Source organism: Flavobacterium dankookense, from assembly GCF_004362665.1.
Taxonomy (GTDB): domain Bacteria; phylum Bacteroidota; class Bacteroidia; order Flavobacteriales; family Flavobacteriaceae; genus Flavobacterium; species Flavobacterium dankookense.
On sequence record NZ_SNXR01000016.1, the window covers coordinates 64,013 to 89,043 of the forward strand.

General features: G+C 31.6%; 17 protein-coding genes and 3 tRNA genes. 12 read left to right on the forward strand and 8 right to left on the reverse strand.

Annotation, left to right across the window (positions count from 1 at the left end):
* Positions 1 to 12: 12 nt before the first annotated feature.
* The 3 genes from BC748_RS11925 to BC748_RS11935 are packed head-to-tail and all read left to right on the forward strand — an operon-like array spanning position 13 to position 7,440.
* Positions 13 to 2,484 carry a T9SS type A sorting domain-containing protein gene (locus BC748_RS11925; protein ID WP_133533728.1) on the forward strand — a complete coding sequence of 824 codons (2,472 nt, stop codon included), beginning with the start codon at positions 13 to 15 and terminating at the stop codon, positions 2,482 to 2,484.
* Positions 2,485 to 2,496: 12 nt separating this feature from the next.
* Positions 2,497 to 4,980, forward strand: a complete 2,484-nt coding sequence (locus BC748_RS11930) for a DUF7619 domain-containing protein (RefSeq protein ID WP_133533729.1) — start codon at positions 2,497 to 2,499, stop codon at positions 4,978 to 4,980.
* Positions 4,981 to 4,992: 12 nt separating this feature from the next.
* On the forward strand, positions 4,993 to 7,440 hold the full coding sequence (locus BC748_RS11935; RefSeq protein ID WP_133533730.1) for a DUF7619 domain-containing protein: 2,448 nt from the start codon (positions 4,993 to 4,995) through the stop codon (positions 7,438 to 7,440).
* Here BC748_RS11935 and BC748_RS11940 read toward each other — a convergent pair whose 3' ends face one another.
* The 3 genes from BC748_RS11940 to BC748_RS11950 all read right to left on the reverse strand — a co-directional run bounded on the left by BC748_RS11940 (position 7,441) and on the right by BC748_RS11950 (position 10,132).
* Positions 7,441 to 7,920, reverse strand: coding sequence for a hypothetical protein (locus BC748_RS11940; protein WP_133533731.1), 480 nt, complete (start codon positions 7,918 to 7,920; stop codon positions 7,441 to 7,443).
* Positions 7,921 to 8,113: 193 nt separating this feature from the next.
* Positions 8,114 to 8,875, reverse strand: coding sequence for a C40 family peptidase (locus BC748_RS11945; protein ID WP_133533732.1), 762 nt, complete (start codon positions 8,873 to 8,875; stop codon positions 8,114 to 8,116).
* A 78-nt stretch (positions 8,876 to 8,953) separates the two neighbouring features.
* The gene (locus BC748_RS11950) at positions 8,954 to 10,132 is read right to left on the reverse strand and encodes an acetyl-CoA C-acyltransferase (RefSeq protein ID WP_133533733.1); all 1,179 of its coding nucleotides are present in this window, start codon (positions 10,130 to 10,132) and stop codon (positions 8,954 to 8,956) included.
* 252 nt (positions 10,133 to 10,384) lie between these two features.
* On the opposite strand from BC748_RS11950, the gene BC748_RS11955 reads away from it, so the two are divergent.
* The 3 genes from BC748_RS11955 (at position 10,385) to BC748_RS11965 (ending at position 10,671) form a co-directional block, all read left to right on the forward strand.
* Positions 10,385 to 10,471, forward strand: a tRNA-Ser gene (locus tag BC748_RS11955).
* Between the two features lie 33 nt (positions 10,472 to 10,504).
* Positions 10,505 to 10,579 (forward strand) — tRNA-Pro (locus BC748_RS11960).
* Positions 10,580 to 10,597: 18 nt separating this feature from the next.
* Positions 10,598 to 10,671: transfer RNA gene (locus tag BC748_RS11965), tRNA-Arg, on the forward strand.
* 36 nt (positions 10,672 to 10,707) lie between these two features.
* Here BC748_RS11965 and BC748_RS11970 read toward each other — a convergent pair.
* On the reverse strand, positions 10,708 to 11,763 hold the full coding sequence (locus BC748_RS11970; RefSeq protein WP_133533734.1) for a DUF3810 domain-containing protein: 1,056 nt from the start codon (positions 11,761 to 11,763) through the stop codon (positions 10,708 to 10,710).
* A gap of 163 nt (positions 11,764 to 11,926) precedes the next feature.
* Between BC748_RS11970 and BC748_RS11975 the strand changes: the two genes are divergently transcribed.
* On the forward strand, positions 11,927 to 13,393 hold the full coding sequence (locus BC748_RS11975) for an aminoacyl-histidine dipeptidase (RefSeq protein ID WP_133533735.1): 1,467 nt from the start codon (positions 11,927 to 11,929) through the stop codon (positions 13,391 to 13,393).
* Positions 13,394 to 13,488: 95 nt separating this feature from the next.
* Here the strand turns inward: BC748_RS11975 and BC748_RS11980 are convergent, their stop codons facing one another.
* Positions 13,489 to 14,352, reverse strand: coding sequence for an AraC family transcriptional regulator (locus BC748_RS11980; protein WP_133533736.1), 864 nt, complete (start codon positions 14,350 to 14,352; stop codon positions 13,489 to 13,491).
* Between the two features lie 80 nt (positions 14,353 to 14,432).
* Here BC748_RS11980 and BC748_RS11985 point away from each other — a divergent pair, with 80 nt between their 5' ends.
* The 3 genes from BC748_RS11985 (at position 14,433) to BC748_RS11995 (ending at position 18,184) form a co-directional block, all read left to right on the forward strand.
* Entirely contained in the window at positions 14,433 to 14,795 is a 363-nt protein-coding gene (locus BC748_RS11985) for a DUF983 domain-containing protein (RefSeq protein ID WP_133533737.1), read from the forward strand.
* Between the two features lie 106 nt (positions 14,796 to 14,901).
* Complete coding sequence (locus BC748_RS11990) at positions 14,902 to 15,954, forward strand: hypothetical protein (protein ID WP_133533738.1); 1,053 nt, start codon at positions 14,902 to 14,904, stop codon at positions 15,952 to 15,954.
* A complete protein-coding gene (locus BC748_RS11995) occupies positions 15,914 to 18,184 on the forward strand; it encodes a hypothetical protein (protein WP_133533739.1) in 2,271 nt (756 codons plus the stop codon). The genes BC748_RS11990 and BC748_RS11995 overlap by 41 nt, the downstream gene beginning before the upstream one ends.
* Positions 18,185 to 18,200: 16 nt before the next feature.
* Here the strand turns inward: BC748_RS11995 and BC748_RS12000 are convergent, their stop codons facing one another.
* The 3 genes from BC748_RS12000 to BC748_RS12010 form a co-directional block, all read right to left on the reverse strand.
* Positions 18,201 to 19,391 (reverse strand): PepSY-associated TM helix domain-containing protein, encoded by a 1,191-nt coding sequence (locus tag BC748_RS12000; protein ID WP_133533740.1) that lies wholly within the window; start codon positions 19,389 to 19,391, stop codon positions 18,201 to 18,203.
* A 75-nt stretch (positions 19,392 to 19,466) separates the two neighbouring features.
* The gene (locus tag BC748_RS12005) at positions 19,467 to 21,578 is read right to left on the reverse strand and encodes a TonB-dependent siderophore receptor (protein ID WP_133533741.1); all 2,112 of its coding nucleotides are present in this window, start codon (positions 21,576 to 21,578) and stop codon (positions 19,467 to 19,469) included.
* Positions 21,579 to 21,755: 177 nt separating this feature from the next.
* Positions 21,756 to 22,232 carry a DUF6265 family protein gene (locus BC748_RS12010; RefSeq protein WP_246014040.1) on the reverse strand — a complete coding sequence of 159 codons (477 nt, stop codon included), beginning with the start codon at positions 22,230 to 22,232 and terminating at the stop codon, positions 21,756 to 21,758.
* A gap of 98 nt (positions 22,233 to 22,330) precedes the next feature.
* Between BC748_RS12010 and prfA the strand changes: the two genes are divergently transcribed.
* Together prfA and BC748_RS12020 are read left to right on the forward strand one after the other, a co-directional pair.
* Positions 22,331 to 23,404 carry a peptide chain release factor 1 gene (prfA, locus tag BC748_RS12015; protein WP_133533742.1) on the forward strand — a complete coding sequence of 358 codons (1,074 nt, stop codon included), beginning with the start codon at positions 22,331 to 22,333 and terminating at the stop codon, positions 23,402 to 23,404.
* A 10-nt stretch (positions 23,405 to 23,414) separates the two neighbouring features.
* Complete coding sequence (locus tag BC748_RS12020; RefSeq protein ID WP_133533743.1) at positions 23,415 to 24,986, forward strand: T9SS type A sorting domain-containing protein; 1,572 nt, start codon at positions 23,415 to 23,417, stop codon at positions 24,984 to 24,986.
* Positions 24,987 to 25,031 lie beyond the last annotated feature (45 nt).

Sequence of the window (25,031 nt, forward strand, 5' to 3'; positions counted from 1 at the left end):
AAAAAATAGACTATGAAAAAGTTTTATAAGATTTTAGTTTTAGTATTCTTTGCTACTGGTAGTGCGCAGATTGTAAACATTCCTGATGCGAATTTTAAGGCGAAGTTGTTGGAAGCAAGTCCTGATAATGCAATTGCTTTTGGTAACGATATTGGATATATTAAGATCGATGCAAATTCAAATGGAGAAATTGAGGAGAGTGAAGCTCAAATTGTAACCTATTTAGACGTTAAAAATTCTAATATTTCAAACTTGACAGGAATAGAGTTTTTTATTAATTTATTGTTTTTAAATGTCTCGAATAATCAATTGACTAGTTTAGACTTGTCTAGTAATAATCAATTAGAGACTTTGATTTGTCCTTATAATCAATTAACAAATCTTAATGTAAATAGCTTAATTAATATAGATGCTAGCCATAATCAATTAATGGAATTGAACTTAAATTTTATTGAAGTTTCAGATGAGTATGAAACTTTTTTAGATTTGAGTTACAACAATCTTATTTCTTTTACTGCAACAAATTCCTTTTTTTATAGATTTGATTTAAGTAATAATCAATTATCAAGTCTAATTTTAAATAATTTAACTATTAATAATGGTCGTATAAATAATAATAATTTAACCGCTATTGATTTTCAAGGTTATGTGTATGTTTATGGAGTATTTGATATAGCAAATAATCAGTTTATTAATTCAAATGTAAATGCAACATACTATTGCTCTGTAAACAATCTTTACATAGGTAACAATAACTTGATTGACATAATACCATATGGAATTAATGCTGATAATGTAATTTGTCAGTCTAATAATACTGTCCTAGATTTAACTGGTTTTTTTGGTTTACCTTCTTCAGATCCAAGTTATCCAAGTGGAACAGTAACTATTACTAATTCCCCAAATTTAGAAATCATTACTATTAAAAATGGCTTTAATCACACGTCTGTTACAAATAATGATGAACCTGAAGAATTTCAAATTAGTTCAATGCGTTTAGATATTTCAAATTGTCCAAATCTTTCATACTTTTGTGTTGATGAATTAGAACAACCGTATATTCAAGCAAGTATCAATCAGTTAGGACTTGGCAATCAAGTTCAGGTTAATAGTTATTGTTCCTTTACTCCAGGCGGTGAATTTTGCACTATACAAGGAACAACACGTTTAGATAATGACTCTAATGGTTGTGATGCAAATGACATTATTTTTCCAAATCAACAATTTACAGCTACTAATGGAACTGTTTCAGGTTTGTTTATCTCAAATGAAAGTGGAAACTATTCTATTCCTGTTCAACAAGGAACACATACGATCACTCCAGTTTTTGAAAATCCAAGTTATTTTAATGTTTCTCCAGCATCGATAACGGTTAGTTTTCCATCGGCTGCAAGTCCATTTACTCAAGATTTTTGTGTTACTGCTAATGGGGTGAAAAATGATGTTGAGGTTACTACTATCCCAATAGAGGTTGCTCGACCAGGTTTTGATGCAAACTATAAAATCATTTATAAAAACAAAGGAAACCAAGTGGCTAATGGAACAGTAAGTTTTGGTTTTGATGATACTGTGATGGATTTGGTTAGTGCAACTCCTGTTAATGATAATGCAGCAACCAATAGTTTAAGTTGGAATTATTCCAATTTAAATCCTTTTGAAACTCGAGAAATTGATTTAGTATTCAATATTAATTCTCCAATGGAAATTCCTGCGGTTAATGGCGATGATGTTTTAGATTATACCGCAACTATCGTTGGTGCAACTGATGAAACACCAAATGACAATACGTTTACATTAAACCAAACGGTTGTTAATTCGTATGATCCAAATGATAAAACGTGTTTAGAAGGTTCAACCATTACTCCAAGTATGGTTGGACAATACGTTCATTACGTAATTCGTTTTGAAAATACTGGAACTTTTGCCGCACAAAATATCGTTGTGAAAGATATGATTGACACTACTAAGTTTGATATTACAACTTTAGTTCCACAACGCAGTAGTCATGATTTCTACACCAGAATAAATGGTAATAGAGTAGAATTTATTTTTGAAAACATCAATCTTCCGTTTGATGATGCTAATAATGATGGCTATGTAGCGTTTAAAATTAAAACAAAACCAACTTTAGTTTTAGGTAATACGTTTAGCAACGAAGCCAGCATTTATTTTGATTATAACTTTCCGATTATTACTGAACCAGCTGTAACTACGGTTGCTGCTTTGAGTAACCAAGACTTTGATTTTGGAAGTTATTTCACTTTGTATCCAAATCCTGCAAAAGAGGTTCTAAACTTCGAAGTGAAGAACGAAATAGGAGTTAAGTCCATTCAAGTTTACAACACATTAGGGCAAATATTGTTAGCAGTTACAAACGCTTCAACTACAAGAAGTATTGATGTAGCAAGTTTAAACGCTGGTGCTTATTTTATTAAAGTAGGTACTGATAAAGGAAGCACGAATAGCAAATTCATTAAAGAATAAAAAAAATAGACTATGAAAAAGTTTTACACGATTTTAGTTTTAGTATTTGTTGCTACTAGTAATGCGCAGATTGTTAACATTCCTGATGCGAATTTTAAAGACTATTTATTGTTTAATGTTGACACAAATAATGATGGAGAAATTCAAGAAAGTGAAGCAGCCGCAAGAACATTTCCCCTGATTCTTGATGATTTGTCTATTTCAGATTTGACTGGGATTAATGCTTTTATTAATATTCAGAGACTAGAATGTAATAATAATCAGTTAACCTTTCTTAATATTTCTAGTTTAACTAATTTAAGAATTCTTAAATGTTCAAACAATCAATTAACTTCTATAATTTTTCCTAGTACAGGCTCGTTTGATTATTTAGAGTGTGATTATAATCAACTCACAGTTTTGGATTTTCCTGAAACATTTTCTGTACATTCTTTGAATGCCAGCCACAATCAATTAACAAATGTAAATATTAATTTTACAAGTTTTGTTGAAGGTATTAATTTAAGTTACAACAATCTTACTTCTTTTACTGCTTCAAATACACATTTTATTGATGGTTTTAACATAAGTAATAATCAGTTATCAAATTTGGTTTTAGATAATGTTCGATTTGATTATTTATTTATTAATAACAATAATTTAAGTTCTATCAATGTAATTGGTACTGCTAGAGTTGACAATATTATGAATATTAGAAACAATCAGTTTTCCGATTTAGATTTAACCGGATTTCAAAATATTTTGAATCCTACATTATATTTAGGTAACAATATAGTTGATGTAGTACCAAGTGGTAATGAGTTTAGTAACGTTGAATATGAGTCTGAAAATACTAGTTTTGATTTAACTGGCTTTTATTCTTTTGCAAATTGTGATCCAACAGAAACAGGCAGTGTAACTATCACAAATTCACCTAATCTAGAAACAATTACAATCAAAAATGGTTTTAATCATACGTTCGTAACTTGTAGTGAGAGTGTGGTATTTCAAATTCGAGCTTTGCGTTTAAATATTTCAAACTGTCCAAATCTATCACATATCTGTGTTGATGAATTAGAACAACCGTATATTCAAGCAAGTATCAATCAGTTAGGACTTGGCAATCAAGTTCAGGTTAATAGTTACTGTTCCTTTACTCCAGGCGGTGAATTTTGCACTATACAAGGAACAACACGTTTAGATAATGACTCTAATGGTTGTGATGCAAATGACATTATTTTTCCAAATCAACAATTTACAGCTACTAATGGAACTGTTTCAGGTTTGTTTATCTCAAATGAAAGTGGAAACTATTCTATTCCTGTTCAACAAGGAACACATACTATCACACCAGTTTTAGAAAATCCAAGTTATTTTAATGTTTCTCCAGCATCGATAACGGTTAGTTTTCCATCGGCTGCAAGTCCATTTACTCAAGATTTTTGTGTTACTGCTAATGGTGTGAAAAATGATGTCGAGGTCACTATCATTCCAATAGAAGTGGCTCGTCCAGGTTTTGATGCAGAGTATAAAATCATATACAAAAACAAAGGAAACCAAGTGGCTAATGGAAACGTAAGTTTTGGTTTTGATGATGCTGTGATGGATTTAGTTTCTGCAACTCCTGTTAATGATAATGGAGCAACCAATAGTTTAAGTTGGAATTATACCAATTTAAATCCTTTTGAAACTCGAGAAATTGATTTAGTATTTAATATTAATTCGCCAATGGAAATTCCTGAGGTTAATGGTGATGATGTTTTAGATTATACCGCAACAATTGTTGGCGCAACGGATGAAACACCAAATGACAACACATTTACACTAAATCAAACTGTTGTCAATTCTTTTGATCCAAATGATAAAACGTGTTTAGAAGGAACAACCATTACGCCGAGTATGGTTGGACAATACGTTCATTATGTAATCCGTTTTGAAAATACTGGAACTTTTGCCGCACAAAATATCGTTGTAAAAGATATGATTGACACTACTAAGTTTGATACTACTACTTTAGTTCCACAGCGCAGTAGTCATGATTTTGTTACTAGAATAACAAACACGAATAAAGTGGAATTTATCTTTGAAAACATCAATCTTCCTTTTGATGATGCTAATAATGATGGTTATGTAGCGTTTAAAATTAAAACAAAACCAACTTTGGTTTTAGGCGATACGTTTAGCAACGAAGCAAGCATTTATTTTGATTATAACTTTCCCATTATTACTGAACCAGCTGTAACTACGATTGCTGCTTTGAGTAACCAAGACTTTGATTTTGGAAGTTATTTCACTTTGTATCCAAATCCTGCAAAAGAGGTTCTAAACTTCGAAGTGAAGAACGAAATAGGAGTTAAGTCCATTCAAGTTTACAATAGCTTAGGGCAAATAGTAATGGCAGTTACAAACGCTTCAACTACTAGAAGTATTGATGTAGCTAGTTTAAACGCTGGTGCTTATTTTATTAAAGTAACAACTGATAGAGGAAGCGCAAATAGTAAGTTTATAAAAGAATAAAAGAAATAGACTATGAAAAAGTTTTACACGATTTTAGTTTTAGTATTTGTTGTTGCAACAAATAGTGCTCAGATTGTTAACATTCCTGATGCGAATTTTAAAAGTTATCTTGTAAACAATTTTGATAGTAATCTCGATGGAGAAATACAAATAAGCGAAGGATTACAGATAAATGAAATCTTTGTGAATAGTCAAAATATAAGTTCATTAGAAGGTATTAATGAGTTTTTAAATCTATATGTATTAAGGGCTGATTATAATCAAATTACTAGTTTAGACATAAGTAATTTAACTTCACTGGTTTATTTGGAAATAACAAATAATCAGTTATCTGCAATTAATCTTTCTAATCAAGATAACTTAAGTGAATTGTATGCTAATAATAATCAAATTACAAGTCTTGACACAAGTAATTTAACTTCATTAATTGCTTTGGATTTATCAAATAATCAGCTATCAACAATTAATCTGTCTAATCAACATAATTTATTTGAAATAAGCTTATCAAATAATCAAATCAATACAATTACTTTACCATCACAATCTTTGGCTGAATATTGTACTATCAATATTTCTAACAATCAAATCTCTAGTATTGATTTTTCTAACCAAAATAATTTAGTAGGATTGAATATAGCCAACAACCAATTATCTAATGTTGCTTTGCCTTTAATTAATCAATTTGATCAAAGTGGGTTAAATATTTCAGGAAATAACTATACATCAATTTCAATTGTACCGGGTACAAATCTTACCAGTTTTATTTGTAATAACACTCAACTTACATCTTTAGATTTATCAAATGTTGATTTCAATTATAATGTACCACCACAAGAAGTGTCTTTTCAAATAAATTCAAATGCTAACTTAACGTTCATCAATTTAAAAAATAATTTTTTTGAAGGTTGTGTAGATGACTCAAACCCACCAATAGGTGAACAGCCTTTTTTTTGTAGTTTAGAAAATTTTAGTATTTTAAATAACCCTAATCTAAGTGCTGTTTGTGTTGATAACAGCTTTAATGTCAATGAATTGAATTATTATATAAATTATTTTAGTAATTCACCATACGTATCAGTAACAAATTATTGTTCCTTCACTCCTGGCGGAACATTTTATACTATTCAAGGAACAACACGTTTAGATAATGACACTAATGATTGTGATGCAAATGACATTGTTTTTCCAAATCAACAATTTAATGCAACTAATGGAACAGATTCAGGTTCATTTATCTCAAATGAAAGTGGAAACTATTCTATTCCTGTTCAACAAGGAACACATACTATCACACCAGTTTTAGAAAATCCAAGTTATTTTACTGTTTCACCAGCTTCAGCAACCGTTAGTTTTCCATCGGCTGCAAGTCCTTTTACTCAAGATTTTTGTGTTACTGCTAATGGTGTGAAAAATGATGTCGAGGTCACTATCATTCCAATAGAAGTGGCTCGTCCAGGTTTTGATGCAGAGTATAAAATCATATACAAAAACAAAGGAAACCAAGTGGCTAATGGTTCTTTGAGTTTTACTTTTGATGATGCTATTATGGATTTGGTTTCTGCAACTCCTGTCTATGATAATGGAGCAACCAATATTTTAGGTTGGAATTATACCAATTTAAATCCTTTTGAAACTAGAGAAATTGATTTAGTATTCAATATTAATTCTCCAATGGAAATTCCTGCAGTGAATGGCGATGATGTTTTAGATTATACCGCAACAATTGTTGGCGCAACGGACGAAACACCAAATGACAATACGTTTACATTAAACCAAACGGTTGTTAATTCGTATGACCCAAATGATAAAACGTGTTTAGAAGGAACAACTATTACGCCGAGTATGGTTGGACAATACGTTCATTATGTAATCCGTTTTGAAAATACTGGAACTTTTGCTGCGCAAAATATCGTTGTGAAAGATATGATTGACACCACTAAGTTTGATATTGCTACTTTAGTTCCACAACGCAGTAGTCATGATTTTATCACAAGAATAAGCAATACCAATAAAGTAGAATTTATTTTTGAAAACATCAATCTTCCGTTTGATGATGCTAACAATGATGGCTATGTAGCGTTTAAAATTAAAACAAAACCAACTTTGGTTTTAGGCGATACGTTTAGCAATGAAGCCAGTATTTATTTTGATTATAACTTTCCCATTATTACTGAACCAGCTGTAACTACGGTTGCTGCTTTGAGTAACCAAGACTTTGATTTTGGAAGTTATTTCACTTTGTATCCAAATCCTGCAAAAGAGGTTCTAAACTTCGAAGTGAAGAACGAAATAGGAGTTAAGTCCATTCAAGTTTACAACACATTAGGGCAAATATTGTTAGCAGTTACAAACGCTTCAACTACTACAAGTATTGATGTAGCAAATTTAACCGCTGGTGCTTATTTTATAAAAGTAACAACTGATAGAGGAAGCGCAAATAGTAAATTCATTAAAGAATAATTACCATTCCGTTGATTCAGCTGCAGGAGTTTTGAAAAGTTTAATAAAATAAGTTTCTAAGCACATTAAGTTTTTTAGGTTCTTTTCTGTAGGGTGAAAAACGTTTTGACCTAAGCGGAGTACATAATTTTCCAATCGGTTATTGTTGTTGTCTTCACTTTCACCATCAAAGATGATGTTATAAACCGTTACTTGATATTTTCCTTCACTCAATTCAATAGAAAAAGATAAATCAAAAGATTGTTCAAAATACCATCCGCCACCTTTACAATCGCAATTTAGACTTGCACCTTTTCCAGTGTTATCTTCTTTGTTTACCGTTATTTTAGTGTGGTTTTTATCAATCAAATTAGGAACATCGGTTTCTGATGTTTTGAAAGCCATTTGCCAGAAAACTTCTTTGCGTTCCGCTTTGAAATGATGGTTTTGAGCAAATGAATTCAGTGTAATAAAGACTAAAAATAATAGGTACTTTTTCATATTTTTTTTGTAAAGATAGAAGAATAATTAAAATGGACTTATTTTACTAATATTTTGTACTTCCAAGCTTTCAGTGAGAATGCATCATCACCTTTTAATACTATTTTAGTAATAGTAAAATAGGACTGATGCTTATCATTACTAATTATATAGAACACTAAAATAAATAAAAAAACCGAAACTAATGTCTCGGTTATATAATTTTCTTAATCACTCGCAATCGATGAGTGTGTCTGTTTTGTTCAGCGTTATAAATTCCTAAATGGTCTAATCTATCAATGCGAACTTTTCCGCTGGCATGAATTATATAGTTGTTTTCCATTATGATTCCTACGTGAATTATTTTGCCTTCTTCGTTGTCAAAAAAAGCCAAATCGCCAGGTTCACTTTCTTCAATAAAACTTAACGCTTCTCCTTGAGTAGATTGTTGCGAAGCATCACGTAATAATTTATAGCCGTTTAATTTATAGACCATTTGAGTTAAACCCGAACAATCAATGCCAAAAGGTGTTTTTCCGCCCCAAAGATAAGGCGCATTTAAATACATGTATGCTGTAGTAATCAAATCTTCTTTTAATTTAACGCCGCTAATTTTCATTCCTTCAAAATCAAAACCTTCAGTATTAATCTCACTGTGATTCAAAAATGAAAGCGAAGCACCGAGTGGAATAGGCAAGAGCATGTTTTTAGCATTCGTAACATATTCTACCAAATCCGAATTAAGGATAACGGCATCGTTGGACAAAGCTTTGAAACTCTTTTCAGAAATTAGTTGGTATTGTTTTGAATCTACCCAACCTTCGTAATCGTCATATTGAAGTTTGATTTTTGCCCATTGCTTTTGGTTTTCAATAACTTCAAAATGCTCACCAAACAATACTTGCGAAACGATTTCGCTTCGATCACTTGGTTCGGCTCGTAAAGGAATTATGGCAAGGTTACAAATAGCAAACATTTAGACAAATTATGAATTGTGAATTATGAATTACGAATTGGTGATTATTAATTCGTAATTCAAAATTCGTAATTATTATTAAGCTCTTTCAATCACAATAGCTGATGCGCCACCGCCACCATTACAGATAGCTGCTGCGCCAATTTTAGCATTGTTTTGTTCTAATACATTAATTAAGGTAACGATGATTCGTGCTCCTGAACAACCAAGCGGATGTCCAAGTGAAACAGCACCACCGTTAACATTTACTTTATCATTGTCTAATCCAAGTATTTTGGCATTAGCTAATCCTACTACTGAGAACGCTTCGTTAAATTCGAAATAATCTACATCAGCAATAGAAAGACCTGCTTTGTCCAAGGCTTTTGGCAATGCTTTAGCAGGAGCAGTCGTAAACCATTTTGGCTCTTGTGCTGCATCTGCATAGGATTTGATATAGGCTAAAGGTTTTAAACCTAACGCTTTTGCTTTTTCTTCGCTCATTAAGATTAATGCCGCAGCTCCATCATTAATAGTTGAAGCATTTGCCGCGGTAACCGTTCCATCTTTGGTAAAAACGGCATTTAAAGTTGGGATTTTATCTAATTTCACGTTAGTGAATTCTTCATCTTTAGCAAACACGATAGCATCGCCACGACGTTGTGGAATGCTTATTGGAACTACTTCGTTGTCAAACTTACCCTCAGCCCAAGCTTTAGCTGAACGCTCATACGATTGAATAGCAAAAGCATCTTGTTGTTCTCTAGTAATATTATATTCTGTAGCGCACAAATCAGCTGAAACGCCCATTGCATTACCGTCATAAGCATCGGTCAGACCATCTTTTTGCATTCCGTCAACCATTGAAGTTGGTCCAAATTTTACTCCATTTCTTAAATGAACATAATGAGGAATTAAACTCATGTTTTCCATTCCACCTGCCACAACAATTTCAGCATCGCCAGTCATGATGGCTTGTGCACCTTGCATAACAGCTTTCATTCCCGAAGCACATACTTTATTGATTGTAGTGGTTGGAACTGTATTAGGTATTCCTGCAAAAATAGCAGATTGGGTAGCTGGAGCTTGTCCAACACCTGCCTGAACTACATTTCCCATTAGGACTTCGTCCACTAGGTTAGGGTCAAGATTTATTTTATCCAAAGCACCTTTGATAGCTGCTGCTCCCAATTGCGTAGCAGAAACAGAAGATAAACTTCCCATAAAACTCCCAATAGGAGTTCGAACAGCCGATACTATTACTACCTTTTTACTCATAATTATTTGTTCTTTTTTGTCGTTTGTTTGTCTTGCAAAGCTAAACTTTTATTACAAAATAATTAATTCTTAGAGCAATAAATCTTCAATAAGACTATTTATCTATCTTGATAACAATGCTATTATATTGATAGTTAACTTATTTTGATTTAATTTGATTTTTAGACTAAAAAAAGAAATGAAATAGTTGTAAATTATAGAATGATAAATTACATTTGCAACCGCTTAAAAGATTTTACGTTCATTGAGCTTGGAGAGTTGCCTGAGTGGCCGAAAGGACATGTTTGCTAAACATGCGTATGGGAAACTGTACCAAGGGTTCGAATCCCTTACTCTCCGCTTTATCTTTTTTGTGTTATTTAGATAACCTTTCGGGGTGTAGCGTAGCCCGGTTATCGCGCCTGCTTTGGGAGCAGGAGGCCGCAGGTTCGAATCCTGCCACCCCGACAATTGTTAATTGAAAATGGTTCCATAGCTCAGCTGGATAGAGCAACTGCCTTCTAAGCAGTAGGTCGAAGGTTCGAATCCTTCTGGGATCACAATAAAAAGCCGCTAGTTATAGCGGCTTTTGTTGTTTATAATATACCTTTTATTCTGTAGTAGTTAATTAACAAATCAATAAACTTACTATAGCTATCAATGCCATCTTCTTGTTGATTTGATTTTAAGTATTGATCATAAAATGCATGAAAAGCTTTGTCGATAAAGGTGTCATATTGTTTCCAAAATACTTCGCTTTCTTTGTAGTTTTCAATAATACCGGGATGCACTTTTTGTTTAAGTTGCTTAAACAATTTCTCATCTTTAGCGGCAATAGTTCCTATGCAATAACGTAATGCGTTTGAATAAGCCGAATATTGAAAGTATAAGTCTTCATTGGAAATTCCAGCTAAAAAACCAATAAAATTACATTCGCTTTCACTTCCAAAACCAATTTGATGTGCCATTTCGTGGCAAACTACATTTGGAAAACCATACATCGGTAGTTTGTCATTAACCTGAGCTTCATTGGTAAACGGATTTAAATAACCGCCAAATCCCATATAAGTCAACGGCAAACTAAGCAACGATTTCTTCTGACTTGGATTAGAATAACTGAAGTAGGAATGTTGCTTTGCCAAACGATCAAAACCGTTTTGTGTCATTTCAAAAATTTGGTTTTGAGAATATGGATTAATTACTTTTTTGGTTTTGTCTTTAGTAATCTTATGGTGAATTTCATTCGTTTTGTCAATCAGTTTTTCGGTGAAATTCAATAAATCGTCATCAGTATATTCCCGATTGATTTCCATTTTTTCAAAAAGCGGAACACGATAATAATTAAATGCCCAAAGGAAATGAAACGCAAAATATATAACAGAAATAAAACTCAAAACACTTAGAGTTATATTTTTCCATCCCGTTTTTCTGTTTTTAATCAGCCAATAAAAAACATATATTATGGCTACTGTGTAAATCAAATCGCCAACAGAAAAAGGTATTTTACCTAAAATAGTTCGGCTGATTTTAGAAATATAAATGTACAATCCATTGCTGTACCATTTCTCAACAAACTCTGGGAAAAAGGCTAAAACCTTCAGAAAAACAATCTGAAAGAATAAAAATAATGGAAGAATATATTTTCGTTTCACTGCCAATTTTTAAAATGTAAATATAATCACAATTCCATTTATAACTTTATTAAACTTTGTAACTTTGTCTTTTGAAATTTATGAACCAAACCATTTTCGTGAAATTTAAACCGATTTATTAATTTGTTAAAATTTGTGGAATTTGTGTTAAAATAAAAATTTAATGAGCCAAGAAATTAGAAATCTAGAGCCAAAAGCGCTTTGGAATAAATTTGCCGATTTGAATGCTGTTCCGCGCCCGTCAAAAAAAGAAGAACGTGTAATTGAATTCATGAAAAACTTCGGTAACAATTTAGGATTAGAAACTTTTGAAGACGAAATCCGAAACGTAATCATACGCAAACCAGCAACTCCAGGAATGGAAAATCGCAAAACCGTTGTTTTACAAGGGCATTTGGATATGGTTCATCAAAAAAATAACGATACAGATTTTGATTTCCTTACGCAAGGAATTGATATGTATGTTGATGGCGACTGGGTTCGTGCGAAAGGAACAACGCTTGGTGCAGATAACGGACTTGGTGTTGCTGCAATCATGGCGATTTTGGAAAGCAAAGACATTCCGCATCCTGCAATTGACGCACTTTTCACGATTGATGAAGAAACTGGAATGACTGGAGCGTTAAATTTAAAAGGCGGAATTCTAAAAGGCGAAATTCTTCTAAATCTTGATACCGAAGAAGACGATGAAATCGACATCGGTTGTGCTGGTGGAATTGACGTTACCGCAAATAGAAGTTACAACGAAGAAGAAACTCCTGAAGGTTCTGTGGGTTATACGATTACGGTAAAAGGTCTAAACGGAGGACATTCTGGAATGGATATCAACAAAGGTTTGGGAAATGCTAATAAAATAATGAACCGACTTTTATTTGACGGATTTGAAAACTTTGGTCTACAAATTACTGAAATCAACGGTGGAAGTTTGCGCAATGCCATTCCACGTGAAAGTGTTGCCAAAGTAATCGTTGCTGGAATGTATGATGAAGCGTTTGTGTTTGATATGCAAGAAGTTATCAATGATATCAAAACAGAATATAGAACGATGGAACCTAATTTAACCATTGAAATCGTAAAATCTGATTTACCATCAAAAGTAATGGATTTAGGTGTTCAAGAAGGTTTATTACGAGCGATTTATGCTGCTCATAACGGAGTTTACAGAATGTCTGCTGATATGGAAGATTTGGTTGAAACATCAAATAATATTGCTCGTGTTATTGTAAAAGATGGCGAAATTTCTATTCAAAATTTAACGCGTTCGTCGGTTGAAAGTTCTAAAATGGATTTAGCTAATGGATTGCGTTCGGCTTATGAATTATTTGGTTGTGAAGTTACTTTTGGCGGAAGTTATCCAGGTTGGACACCTAATGTAAATTCTGAAATACTAGACGTTTTGGTTAATATCTACGAAAAACAAAATGGTTCAAAACCAAATGTTGTGGCTTGTCACGCTGGATTAGAATGTGGAATTCTTGGAACTAATTATCCAGGAATGGATATGATTTCATTTGGACCAACCATTCACGGCGCGCATTCTCCAGATGAAAGAGCTTCGATTAAATCATCTCAGAAATTTTGGAAATTTTACTTGGAAATTTTAGCGAATATTCCAGTTAAGAGTAATTAGTGAATAGTAAAAAGTAAATAGCAAACCTCGTTTAGAAATAAGCGAGGTTTTTTTATGGAAAATAATTTGTGTAAATCTGTGAAATTTTTGTTGATTTAATTTAATGTTTTCCGAAACTCACTTGGAGTAATTCCTGTTTTCTTTTTGAATATTCGAGTGAAATAGGAGTAGTCATCAAAACCTAATTCGTCTGCAATTTGATTGACGGATTTTATCGGATTTACTAAAAGTCGTTTGGTTTCAAGAATAACTCGATTAGTGATAATTTCGGTTACCGTTTGATTTAATATTTCTTTACAAATTCTGTTTAAGTGTTTTAATGTAATGTTCATATTATCAGCATAAAAAGATGGCGATTTTTCAATTTTATAATGTTGTTCCAAAAGCAGTTCCAACTGATGAATTTTATAATTATACGAATGTGAAATATGATTAGAAATCGAAAGATATTTTCTTGAAATCTCAATGTGAATACAATCCAAAAGATTTAAAATTTTATCGGTTTTCTTTGGGAAATCGGTTTGACTTTCAGTAATCATTAAATCAAAAAATGGTTTGATTGTATTAACTTCATTTTCGTCTAAAATAATTTCGGGTTGATTTATTACCGATTGATAAAACGGATAATCTTCCACTTTTTTATTGCCAAAATACAGATTATATATTTCTTGCGAATAGAATAAAATGTAACCATCAATGACTTCGGATAATTGCCAATTGTGAATTTGTCCGGGTTGTAACACGAATAAACTTCCAGGTTTTATTTCATATTTAGCAAAATCAATCTCATGTTTTCCTGTTCCGTTGGTAAATAAAACCAATAGGTAAAAGTTGTGACGATGCGGTTTTTCGATAAAACTATGTGCTTTCAAATGATTGGTAAACGTGTTGATATACAGCTCTTTTTTACCTAAATCAGTTTTAAAATTATGAATGCTATAAACTGGATGTTGTTTCAAAATGTCTTTTTTGTGCTATTTTTGGCGAATATACAAAACAATTCCATCGAATAACTGTAGTATCTTTGTAAAAAAAAATAATGTTGAATAGTTTATATCATATTTTTCATAACGATTGTCCGCATTGTCATAAAGGAAAAGTCTTTGCCGATAAGAGTTTCTTCTTCAGTATGGGTTTTCCTAAAATGAATTCCCATTGTAGTCATTGTAGCTATAAATTTGAAAAAGAACCGGGATATTTTTTCGGCGCTATGTTCGTCAGTTATGGCGTTGCCGTTTTAGAAGGATTGCTCACTTATTTTTGTATTCGTCCTTTTTTTGACAGTAATTTTGATTTTTGGATGTTTCCAATTATTGCCTTTGTTTTATTAAGTCTGACTTTTTTTAACATCCGATTTTCTAGAATGATTTGGATTTATATGTTCAAGAATTATTCGAATTGATGTTTGGCAATTATAAAGTTAAAAAGCGTTCACAATTGAACGCTTTTTTTATTTAATTTTTATACTTTTAATATCATTTTTACGTTATAAAGAAAAAAGCCATTATATGAAAAAAATAGTGTTGTTGGTATTGTTATCGTCTTTGTTTTTTTCTTGCCAAAAAGAAGGAAAAATTGAAAATGTCGAGCGTGCGTTTTACTATTGGAAAGGCAATAGTTTAGGTCAAGAAAACCATAGTCAAATTGAAAAGTTAAAAGTAAAAAAGTTATACGTCAAGCTATTTGAAGTCGATTATAGTGAAACTCGTGGCAATTTTCCATACGAGAAAAACAGACCAAGTGTTTATGATTTTAAAGAATTAGATTCGGTTAAAGTTGTGCCAACTATCTTTATTAAGAACGGAATTTTTCAGTATAATGACGAAAAGTCTTTGGACAAATTAGCCGATAATATTGTGTTTTTAATCAACAAATACAGTTCATCTGTTGACTATTCAGGAAAAAAGGAACAAATCTTTACTTATGACGAAATTCAAATTGATTGTGATTGGACAAAGTCAACGAAAGACAAATACTTTTATTTGCTAAAGAAAATTAAAGCACTTTCCCAAAAAGAATTGAGTTGTACATTACGATTATATCCGTATAAATATCAAGATATTATGGGAATTCCGCCAGTTGATAAAGCTACTTTAATGTGTTATAACTTAATCAAACCATTATCACAAAAAGACAAAAATTCCATTCTAGATATTGATGAATTAAAAAAATATTTGAACCAAAAGAAATCGTATCCATTGCATTTGGATATTGCATTGCCAACGTTTTATTGGACACAATTGTATCAAAATAATCGTTTCATGGAATTGATAAACTTGAGTACTAACGAAGTAAAAAGTTTTGCTAAAAACGTGAAACCGCTTTGGTATCAAGTAGAAAAAGACACTAGTATCAACTATCAAACCTATTTGAAAGTTGGCGACCAATTAAAATGTGAAGATGTTTCTGTAAGTACTATTCAAGAAGCAATTTCAATTATAAAAAAGAATGTAAGCTTTGACAAGAACACCACAATAAGTTTATTTGATTTAGACAGCAGCACTTTTAAACAATATTCTAATGAAGAAATATCTAGTTTTTACGACGCTTTTACTAAGTAGTTTTAGTAACGTTTTTTCTTGTGGTTATTCGCCTTATGGTGAAGATATTCGATATTCACTTTTTTTGCCAGACTACTTTAAATATACCGACTTCATGGCATTCAATTATAATACTCAATTGTTTGGTTTTGATTATGAATATCAAAATCAATATGAGTCTAATGTGGAAGATTGGTATAATTTCACACAGAAAAAAGTATCTATAGAAGATATAAACGAGTGTTTGAATACGTTAAAATTGACTGATATTACTAGTAATTCTCAGAATAAGTTTCTGCAATATTTATACAAAAACAAATTAAACAATGTTCTTCAATATCTTATCATCGCCAAACAATGTGAAGATGTAAACAATTTTGAATATGATGATCCGTGGGAAAGAGGTGAAACAAAAAGAGTTGCTATTACGCCTTTTTTCAACAAGTTACAGCAACTAATCGATAAAGAAAAGAGTAATTATTTGAAACGAAAATATGCTTTTCTAACCATTAGAACTGCCTATTATAACGGAAACCGAAATCTAATAAATACACTTTTTGAAAAGCATTTTGCTCAAGGCAAAAAAGATTATCTCTACTATTGGGCTTTGTATTTTAATGCATTTCAAAATGAAAATGCTAGTGTTGATATCGCTAACATTATGGCTTATTCTCCCGAAAAAAAATATGCGGCTTACTATTATTTTCATGACCAATTTAATCTTGAAAATGCTTTAGCTCACGCAAAATCAAATCAAGAGATTGCCAACATTTATGCTTATGCATCGGTGCAAAGAATTGAACCTAATTTAGATTATCTAAAAAATATTTATCAAAATAGTAACCAATCAAGAATTTTAGATTTTTTACTTCTTAGAGAAATCAACAAAATAGAAGATTGGATTTATACGCCTTATTACACTAACTATTTGCCATCTATTGAGTTTTCTAACTATTGGTGGAACGAAAATCAAGATATTGTTTACTCTACAGAAAAACTTCGTGAGCGTTCAGAAAAAGATAGAATGTATGCCAAGCAAGTTTTGGATTTTGTGAACTCGGTTGATTATTCCAAAATTAAAGACATTTCGCTATGGAAAGCTGCACAAATTCAATTGCTTTTTATGACAAAAGACTATCAAACTTGTTTGAATAAAATTAAGGCATTTGAAAAACAATTTTCAGATGAAAAAGTCTTTGCTCAAATTGAAAAAATAAAAGCGTTGTGCATTATTTCCAATCAAGAAGTAGGCAAAGCAATCATTAAAGAAGAAGCCAAACCAATCATACTAAAATACTTAAATGACGAGCGATTCTTGTTTTCGTTAGGCAGAGAATTAGAGTTTAGAAATAATCTTCCTGATGCCATGGCGTTGATAGCGCATGGAAATCAAAAAGTTGATAATTATTATGGAGATTATTATACAAATTCTGTGGAATGGCAAGGCAATCGATTGAAAAATTCAGGAAACCTAAAATATTTTTATGAGTATTTTGATTATCTCGATTTTGTTTACAGTGCCAATGAAATGCAAATTGTAATCAATAAATTAAACACAAAAATAGACGATGATTTTAGCAAAACGATTTATAGTCAATTATTGAAAGACAAAAATTACCTAATCGATTTATTAGGAACAAAATACATTCGTGAAAATAGATTGGTTCAAGCCGAAAGAACCTTCAAATCATTAGGAAATAAATATTGGAATGAAAATTATAATTCTTGGGAAAGAGATAATTATGATGATTATTACACGTTTGATCAAAATCCATTTTATGATTTGAAATACACGGAAAGTTTTATTTCAAATAGAGAAAAATTTGTAGTTAATAAATTATCGGTTACGCAGCATTTGATTAAATATTTGAATATTGCCAATAATCCAAAAACGAAAAACCGAGATTACTATTATTTCTTGGTTGCCAATTGTTATTTGAGTATGACACAATATGGAAATTCCTGGATGATGCGACGTTACAATTCAACTACAGATTTTAACGGAGGTAATAACGAATCGTATATAGATGAAATTGAATACCGAAACGGAAATTTAGCTCAAAAATATTATCATTTGGCATTTGAAAACGCAAAGACAGTAAAGTTTAAAGCATTATGCCTTCGAATGGAAGATTATGCAAAAGACAATGTTATGAGTGATTACCCGAAACTAAAATCCGCTTATCCCGATTATTTTAACGATTTATCCAGTTGTGATAATCTTGAGGACTATTTCAAAGCCCGACGATAACAAAAAACTCCGAAAATTATTCGGAGTTTTTTGTTGCTTTTTTATTTCGTCTGCCATACCATATCATAAATCCTGTTAAGGGAAGCGAAGCACAAACTAAGCTTAATAGCAAAGCAATTATTTTGCTCCAAATGCCAAATATTGCTCCAATGTGAATGTCATAATTGGCAGCAATGGCTTTTTCACCCAAGTTTTTGTCTTTGTGCGAATGAATGTGCAAAAGTTCTCCAGAATTTTCATCAAAAATCAAACTGTGATTTATGTGATAGGAATAGGAGAGTTGTTTCACAAAAACATCATAGTTAGGATGTTCATGATCGTCAATATGTTCATAACCAAAATCCAAACTGTATTGAAACGCATCGGGATACAATTCTTCTACTTTTTTACCAATTTTGTCCAACGTATGTTCATTTCTCATCTCGATAGGTGCTTTGGTTTTAATGTGTGAAAAATCAGGATAAGTGCTACTACCGCCTGAGAAAATAAAATATAAAATGGCTTGAATAAAAAAGAAAGCATAAAATAATCCTGTGAAAGCAGACACAAATGCTAACGATGAAGCATAAAATCCTAAAACATTGTGCAAATCATAGTTTTTTCGTTTCCAGTTTTTTACTTTTTTCCAGTCGAATGACAAGCGTTGTTTTCTAGCTTTTTTGTTTTTTGGCCACCAAAGAATTATTCCTGAAATCAACATGAAAAGGAAAATCAACGTTGGAATTCCGCAAACATAAGTTCCCCATTCGGTATTCAACATAAAACTGAAATGAATGGATTTTATAATGTTGAAAAAATCAGTGGTTTCATCATAAACACCTTTGATTTCGCCAGTAAACGGATTAACATAAACCGATTTGTAAACCACATATTCATCATAGAAATTCCATCCTTTTGGATTGTGTTCATAATAATAGAAAATGTAGCTTCGGCTTTTATCCATTGGAATTGTAGCCCAATGAATTGGATATTTTTCTTTGGTAAACGCATCCACTTTTTGTTCTAAAACTTTTAGCGAAAGCGGTGTTTTTGAAGCGATTTTTTTTTCGTTGTGAAAAATTGCTTCTTTTCTAATTGAATTCGTTATTTCTTCCTGAAAAACATAAATCGCTCCAGTTATAGAAATAATAAATACAATCAATCCAGTTGATAATCCTAACCAAAGGTGTAATTTTCCAATTGCTTTTTTGAAACCGTTTTTTTTCATCTAAAAAGTATAAAAACTCCTCACGCTAATGAGGAGTTTTGTTAAACAAACAAAATAATCCAAACCTTAACCTAGTTAAAACTTGTACGTTAATCCAGCAATCAAACTTCTCAAGCGTTGTGGCGTGACAGTTGACCAACCTGAATAATATTTTTCATTAAAAAGATTATTAACCTTTAATGTAATGTTGAATTTATCAGTATTATAATTCAATGCAGAATTTAAGATGGTATAATCTGGTAAAGTAAAACTTCCAATTCCTTTTCTGTGTAATACATTAAATTCACTAGCATGATTTCCACCAAATCCAATTCCAAAACCTTTTAAACTTCCATCAGTAAAAGCATAACTTGCCCAAAGATTAACCAAAGCTCTTGGTCCAGCTTCTTCTGGTCTAAAGCCAATGTAGGTATCGTCTAATTCATCTTTTACGACTTCGCTATCATTGTAACTATAACCAGCAATTATGTTCAACCCTTTAATTGGATTGGCTGTAAAACTAATTTCAACACCATTACTGTTTACTTCACCACCTTGACGGAAAGTAGTGAAAGCAGCATCCGACATTACTTTGTCTTTTACATCAATGTTATAATAACTAATGGTTGCAGAAATAATGTCTTTGTATAAATTTGTTTTTAAACCAAATTCATATTGATTGGCGTGTTCTGGTTTAAAATTGGAATAGGTATTGTCTAGTTGTAATGTTGGAGCATTATTTTTAAAACCGTTCATATAGTTACCAAAAACGGAAACTTTGTTTTGAATGATTTGATAAACAGCTCCAAATTTTGGAGAAACCGTTGTTTGATTATAACTTTTGCCAGTTTTACTGATGAATTTATCAACTCTAACACTTGCCATAACCGATAATTTATCAGTAATATTTAATACATCTGAAACATAAGCACTAATAACCTCATTTTCTGACGTAGTATTTCCAGCATAGGAATTAGCTAATAAATTATCCACACCGGAACTAGATAAAACACCGGTATCTTCTCCTGTAGATAATGTAACTATTCCGTTTCCTAACCAACCCGCATTTCCATTTCTTTGATTTAGGTTTAAATAATCAATTCCAACAACCATTCGGTTTCTTAAATTTCCAATTTTGAAATCTCCAATAAAGTTTTGTTGAAAATCGGTTCCTTGCGTTTGCGAATTGGCTTTTGAAATAAAACGATAAAAATCATCACCATTTCCAGCATCATATAAATAGTGATAAAAACCATTTGTTTTAGCACTACTTCTTGATAAAACGGTTTGTGAAGTCCATTTTTCTGATATTTTATAGAACATTTGCGCTTGCATATTGAATGTTGGATTACTCATAGTCAACTCATTTGAAGTAAATGAATTGTTATAGTTTTTTTCAAATAAATCCATTGAATTGAAAGAAAGTAAAACACCTCTGTTTAAGAAAATCATCGGAGCATTTGCAGAAGTTCTATTGGTAAATTCAGTATTAATCAAGAACGAAAGCTTATCATTCACTTTGTAACTTAAAGATGGTGCGACAAAAAACGATTTAGAAAAACCAGCATCTTGAAACGAATCTTCATTTTGATGAGCCGAAGTAACTCTAAGCGAAACATCTTTATTCAAAGGAATATTTACATCGGCAGTAATTCGGTCTAAACCATACGTTCCTGAATTATAACTAATTTCTCCGCCAAAGGTTGAATACGGCTTTTTAGTCACAACATTGATTAATCCACCATACGATATCAAACTACTTCCAAACAACGTTCCCGATGGACCTTTGATTACTTCAATATTATCAACATTTATTGGATCAATACTTCCGTTGTTAATTCCTGGTAAACCGTTTATCATCGTTGGTTGAACTGAAAAACCACGCATTGAATAATATTCAGCACCATCGCCACCACGACCAGTTGATTCCCAAAGACGAGTAATTCCAGTTGCATTTTTTAACGCATCATTAAAATTAGTAACGACTTGTTCTTTCATTAATTCACTAGTAATCGTGTTATAAACTTGTGGATTTTCAATATTGTTTAAAGGCATTCTTGAAACGGTTGTACTTTTTTCTCTTTTGTACTTGTATTTGTTTTTGATTTCAACTTCTTTTAACGAATTGACGGTATCTTTTTTTGTTTCTTGTGCCAATATTGATACTGAAAAGAATAGTGAAACGGTTGTAATTATTATTTTTCTCATTATTTATTTAGATTAATTAAAAATAGTGACGCAAATATATATCGTTCGATATTTAATCACAAAATTTATTTAGACTTAATTTAAATAAAATAATTATTTAACTGATTATGTATTGATTAAAAATAAAAAAACCTCACATTTAGTGAGGTTAGAACAAAAATATAGAAAGAATAATAGCTATTTTTTCTTCATCGGATAACTTTCAGATGATGATTTTCCTTGTTGTTTTCCAGAAATAGTTGCAACAAGATTGGTTTCATTTACTTTTTTATAAACAATTTTTTGAGGATAATCATGTTTTGGATTTTCAAAAGCAAATTCATTTTCGATTTTACTTTCCATCATTTTAAACTCAACTGGTTTATCATCATTTTGACCTTTTACCGTTGGTATGTAAAGTAAATTTTCTCCTTTTTGAGTAAGAACAATATCTTCAGAGTGAAGTGTGTCTTTTTCATTGATAAAAAGCGTTTTACCAATAAAAGTACTGTCGTTCGCTTTTGTCCAACTTTCCGTTAAAACTCCTTCGGGCATTTTATTTTCCCATTCGCCAACAAGCCAAGACATTTTTTCAAGTTCATCAAATTTTTTCTCTGATTTATTTTGACATGAGATAAAAACAACAACAACAGCAAGGATAACTACATTTTTCATAATATGATTTTTAATGTGATACAATACTAAGAAAATTAACTTTACAATTGAAGCAAAAAGTTGTATTTTTGCACTCTTAAAAATAGAAAGACAATACAATGTTAGAAAGATTACAATATGTAAAACAACGTTTCGACGAGATTTCGGATTTGATTATTCAACCCGATGTTATTGCCGATCAAAAACGTTATGTACAATTAAATCAAGAATATAAAGGATTAAAAGCGTTGATGGAAAAACGCGAGGAATTGATTAATGTTACCGGAAATATCAATGAAGCTAACGAAATTCTTGCCGATGGTTCTGATGCAGAAATGGTAGAAATGGCAAAAATGCAATTAGACGAAGCCAAAGAACGTTTACCAGAACTTGAAGAAGAAATCAAATTCATGTTGATACCAAAAGATCCAGAAGATGCTAAAAACGTAATGGTTGAAATTCGTGCTGGAACTGGTGGCGACGAAGCTTCTATTTTTGCTGGAGATTTATTCAGAATGTACACCAAATACTGTGAAGCTCGCGGTTGGAGAACATCGGTTGTCGATATGAACGAAGGAACTTCTGGAGGTTTCAAAGAGGTAATTTTTGAAGTAACTGGCGAAGACGTTTATGGAACATTAAAGTTTGAAGCTGGAGTTCACCGTGTGCAACGTGTGCCACAAACCGAAACCCAAGGTCGTGTTCACACTTCGGCAGCAACGGTTATGGTTTTACCAGAAGCTGAAGAATTTGATGTACATATCGATATGAACGATGTTCGTGTTGACTTTTTCTGTTCTTCTGGTCCAGGTGGACAATCCGTTAACACAACAAAGTCAGCGGTTCGTTTGACACACATTCCAACAGGTTTGGTCGCACAATGTCAAGATCAAAAATCGCAACATAAAAATAAAGACAAAGCTTTTACGGTTTTACGTTCAAGATTATACGAACAAGAATTGGCGAAAAAACAAGCCGAAGATGCAACAAAACGTACATCTCAAGTAAGTTCTGGAGATCGTTCTGCAAAAATCCGTACTTATAACTATGCACAAGGTCGTGTAACTGATCACAGAATTGGTATGGATATTTTTGATATGGATGGCGTAATGAATGGTAAAATCCAAAAACTAGTTGATGAACTTCAGTTGGTTAACAACATGGAAAAACTAAAAGAAAGCGAAGTTTTTTAAAGTGAAACTTATGAAAAATAAAGTTGCATTATGTTTTATACTATTCTATTTTCAAATAGTAAATTGTCAGTACGGTCAACTTGACTTTACTTTCAATAATAACGGAAGCATTCGTTCATCAATAGGACAAAATAGTTCTGCAAGACAGATTTTATTTCAACCTGAAGGTAAAATACTTTTTTTGGGTAGTTCAGACGATAGTGGTATTAGTTTTGGAAATAGTTATGTAGGCATTTCTAGATTGTTAGAAAATGGAAATTTTGACACTACTTTTGGAACTAATGGTTTTATGAGGTTTTCATTAAATAATGCATCTTATACATTCTTTTCTGGAATAACACCTGATGATAATGGTAATCTTTTTTTACGAACACGTTATCTCAACTCTTCACTTACGAAAATGTCATCAGATTTTGTAATTGATACCACATTTGGAACAAATGGTACAATATTAATTAGTTTTGGAACAGAATATTATAGTTCAAGAATTGAATTTTTGCCTGATGGAAGTTTTCTCGCTATTGGAAATACAAAGCTTACTTCATCAAGTCCGTATAGTACTGTGGTAAGGAAATATAATGCTATTGGTCAGCAAGATATGACTTTTGGACTTAATGGTACAAGAGTATTTAGTTTAGATAATATTCCATCCAATCGTTATGGTGGAAGATTAATAAACTTACCAGATGAAAAATACGCCGTTATTGGAACATATTTATATACAGATAATAATAATGTTCAAAGAGAAAATTTATTTATAAAAAAATTTAATGCAGACGGTACAGTAGTAAATACTTTTGGCAATAACGGTACTGTTTTATCATCCGAGGTTTCAATTTCTTTCATTAACCAAATTGACGAAAATGGAACAATAACAATATATGGAGACGGAACAACAACCTATTTAAATTCCCCAACAGTTTACATAAAAAAAATTAAATTTGATGTAAATGGAAATTTAATCAATCAACCTGCAACGTTATTTTTTCCAGATATACCAAATAGAAGGATATATGATGTAATTCTTCAAAGTGATCAAAAATTAATCATTGCAGGTGATTATATTGAAAATACTCCCATAAATGGTGCAAATAGTTTTGTGTGTAGATTTTTAAGTGATGGTTCACTAGATGATACTTTTGCTAATAACGGACAATTTTTGAGAGCATTTGGTAACGGTAACGAGGCTATAAACAAAGTCGCTCAAGCACCAGATGGAAAAATTGTTTTTGCAGGTCAAATAATTAGTAATCCAGGAACAGAATTTCTTATGGGAAGATTAACGTCAGGAATTGACTTAGGAGTTGTAAATTTTAATCAGAAGGACATAGTTAAATTATATCCTAATCCTATTGAGAATCTAGCAACATTGAATTTTGAGTTGAATGAAACAAATAAAATTACTTTGCGTTTGCATGATTTGAATGGTAGAATTATCACTACTTTTTTTGATAATGAAATAAAGGAAAAGGGTAGTCATACTATTGAATTAAATATAGAAAATAATATTAAAGGAGTTTTTCTTCTAGTTCTCTCTGACAATCTTGGTAATTCGCATTCAACGAAAGTAATTATTGAGTAGGGTAATTTTTGTTTTCTCATAATTATTTTAAAGTGATACTATAAA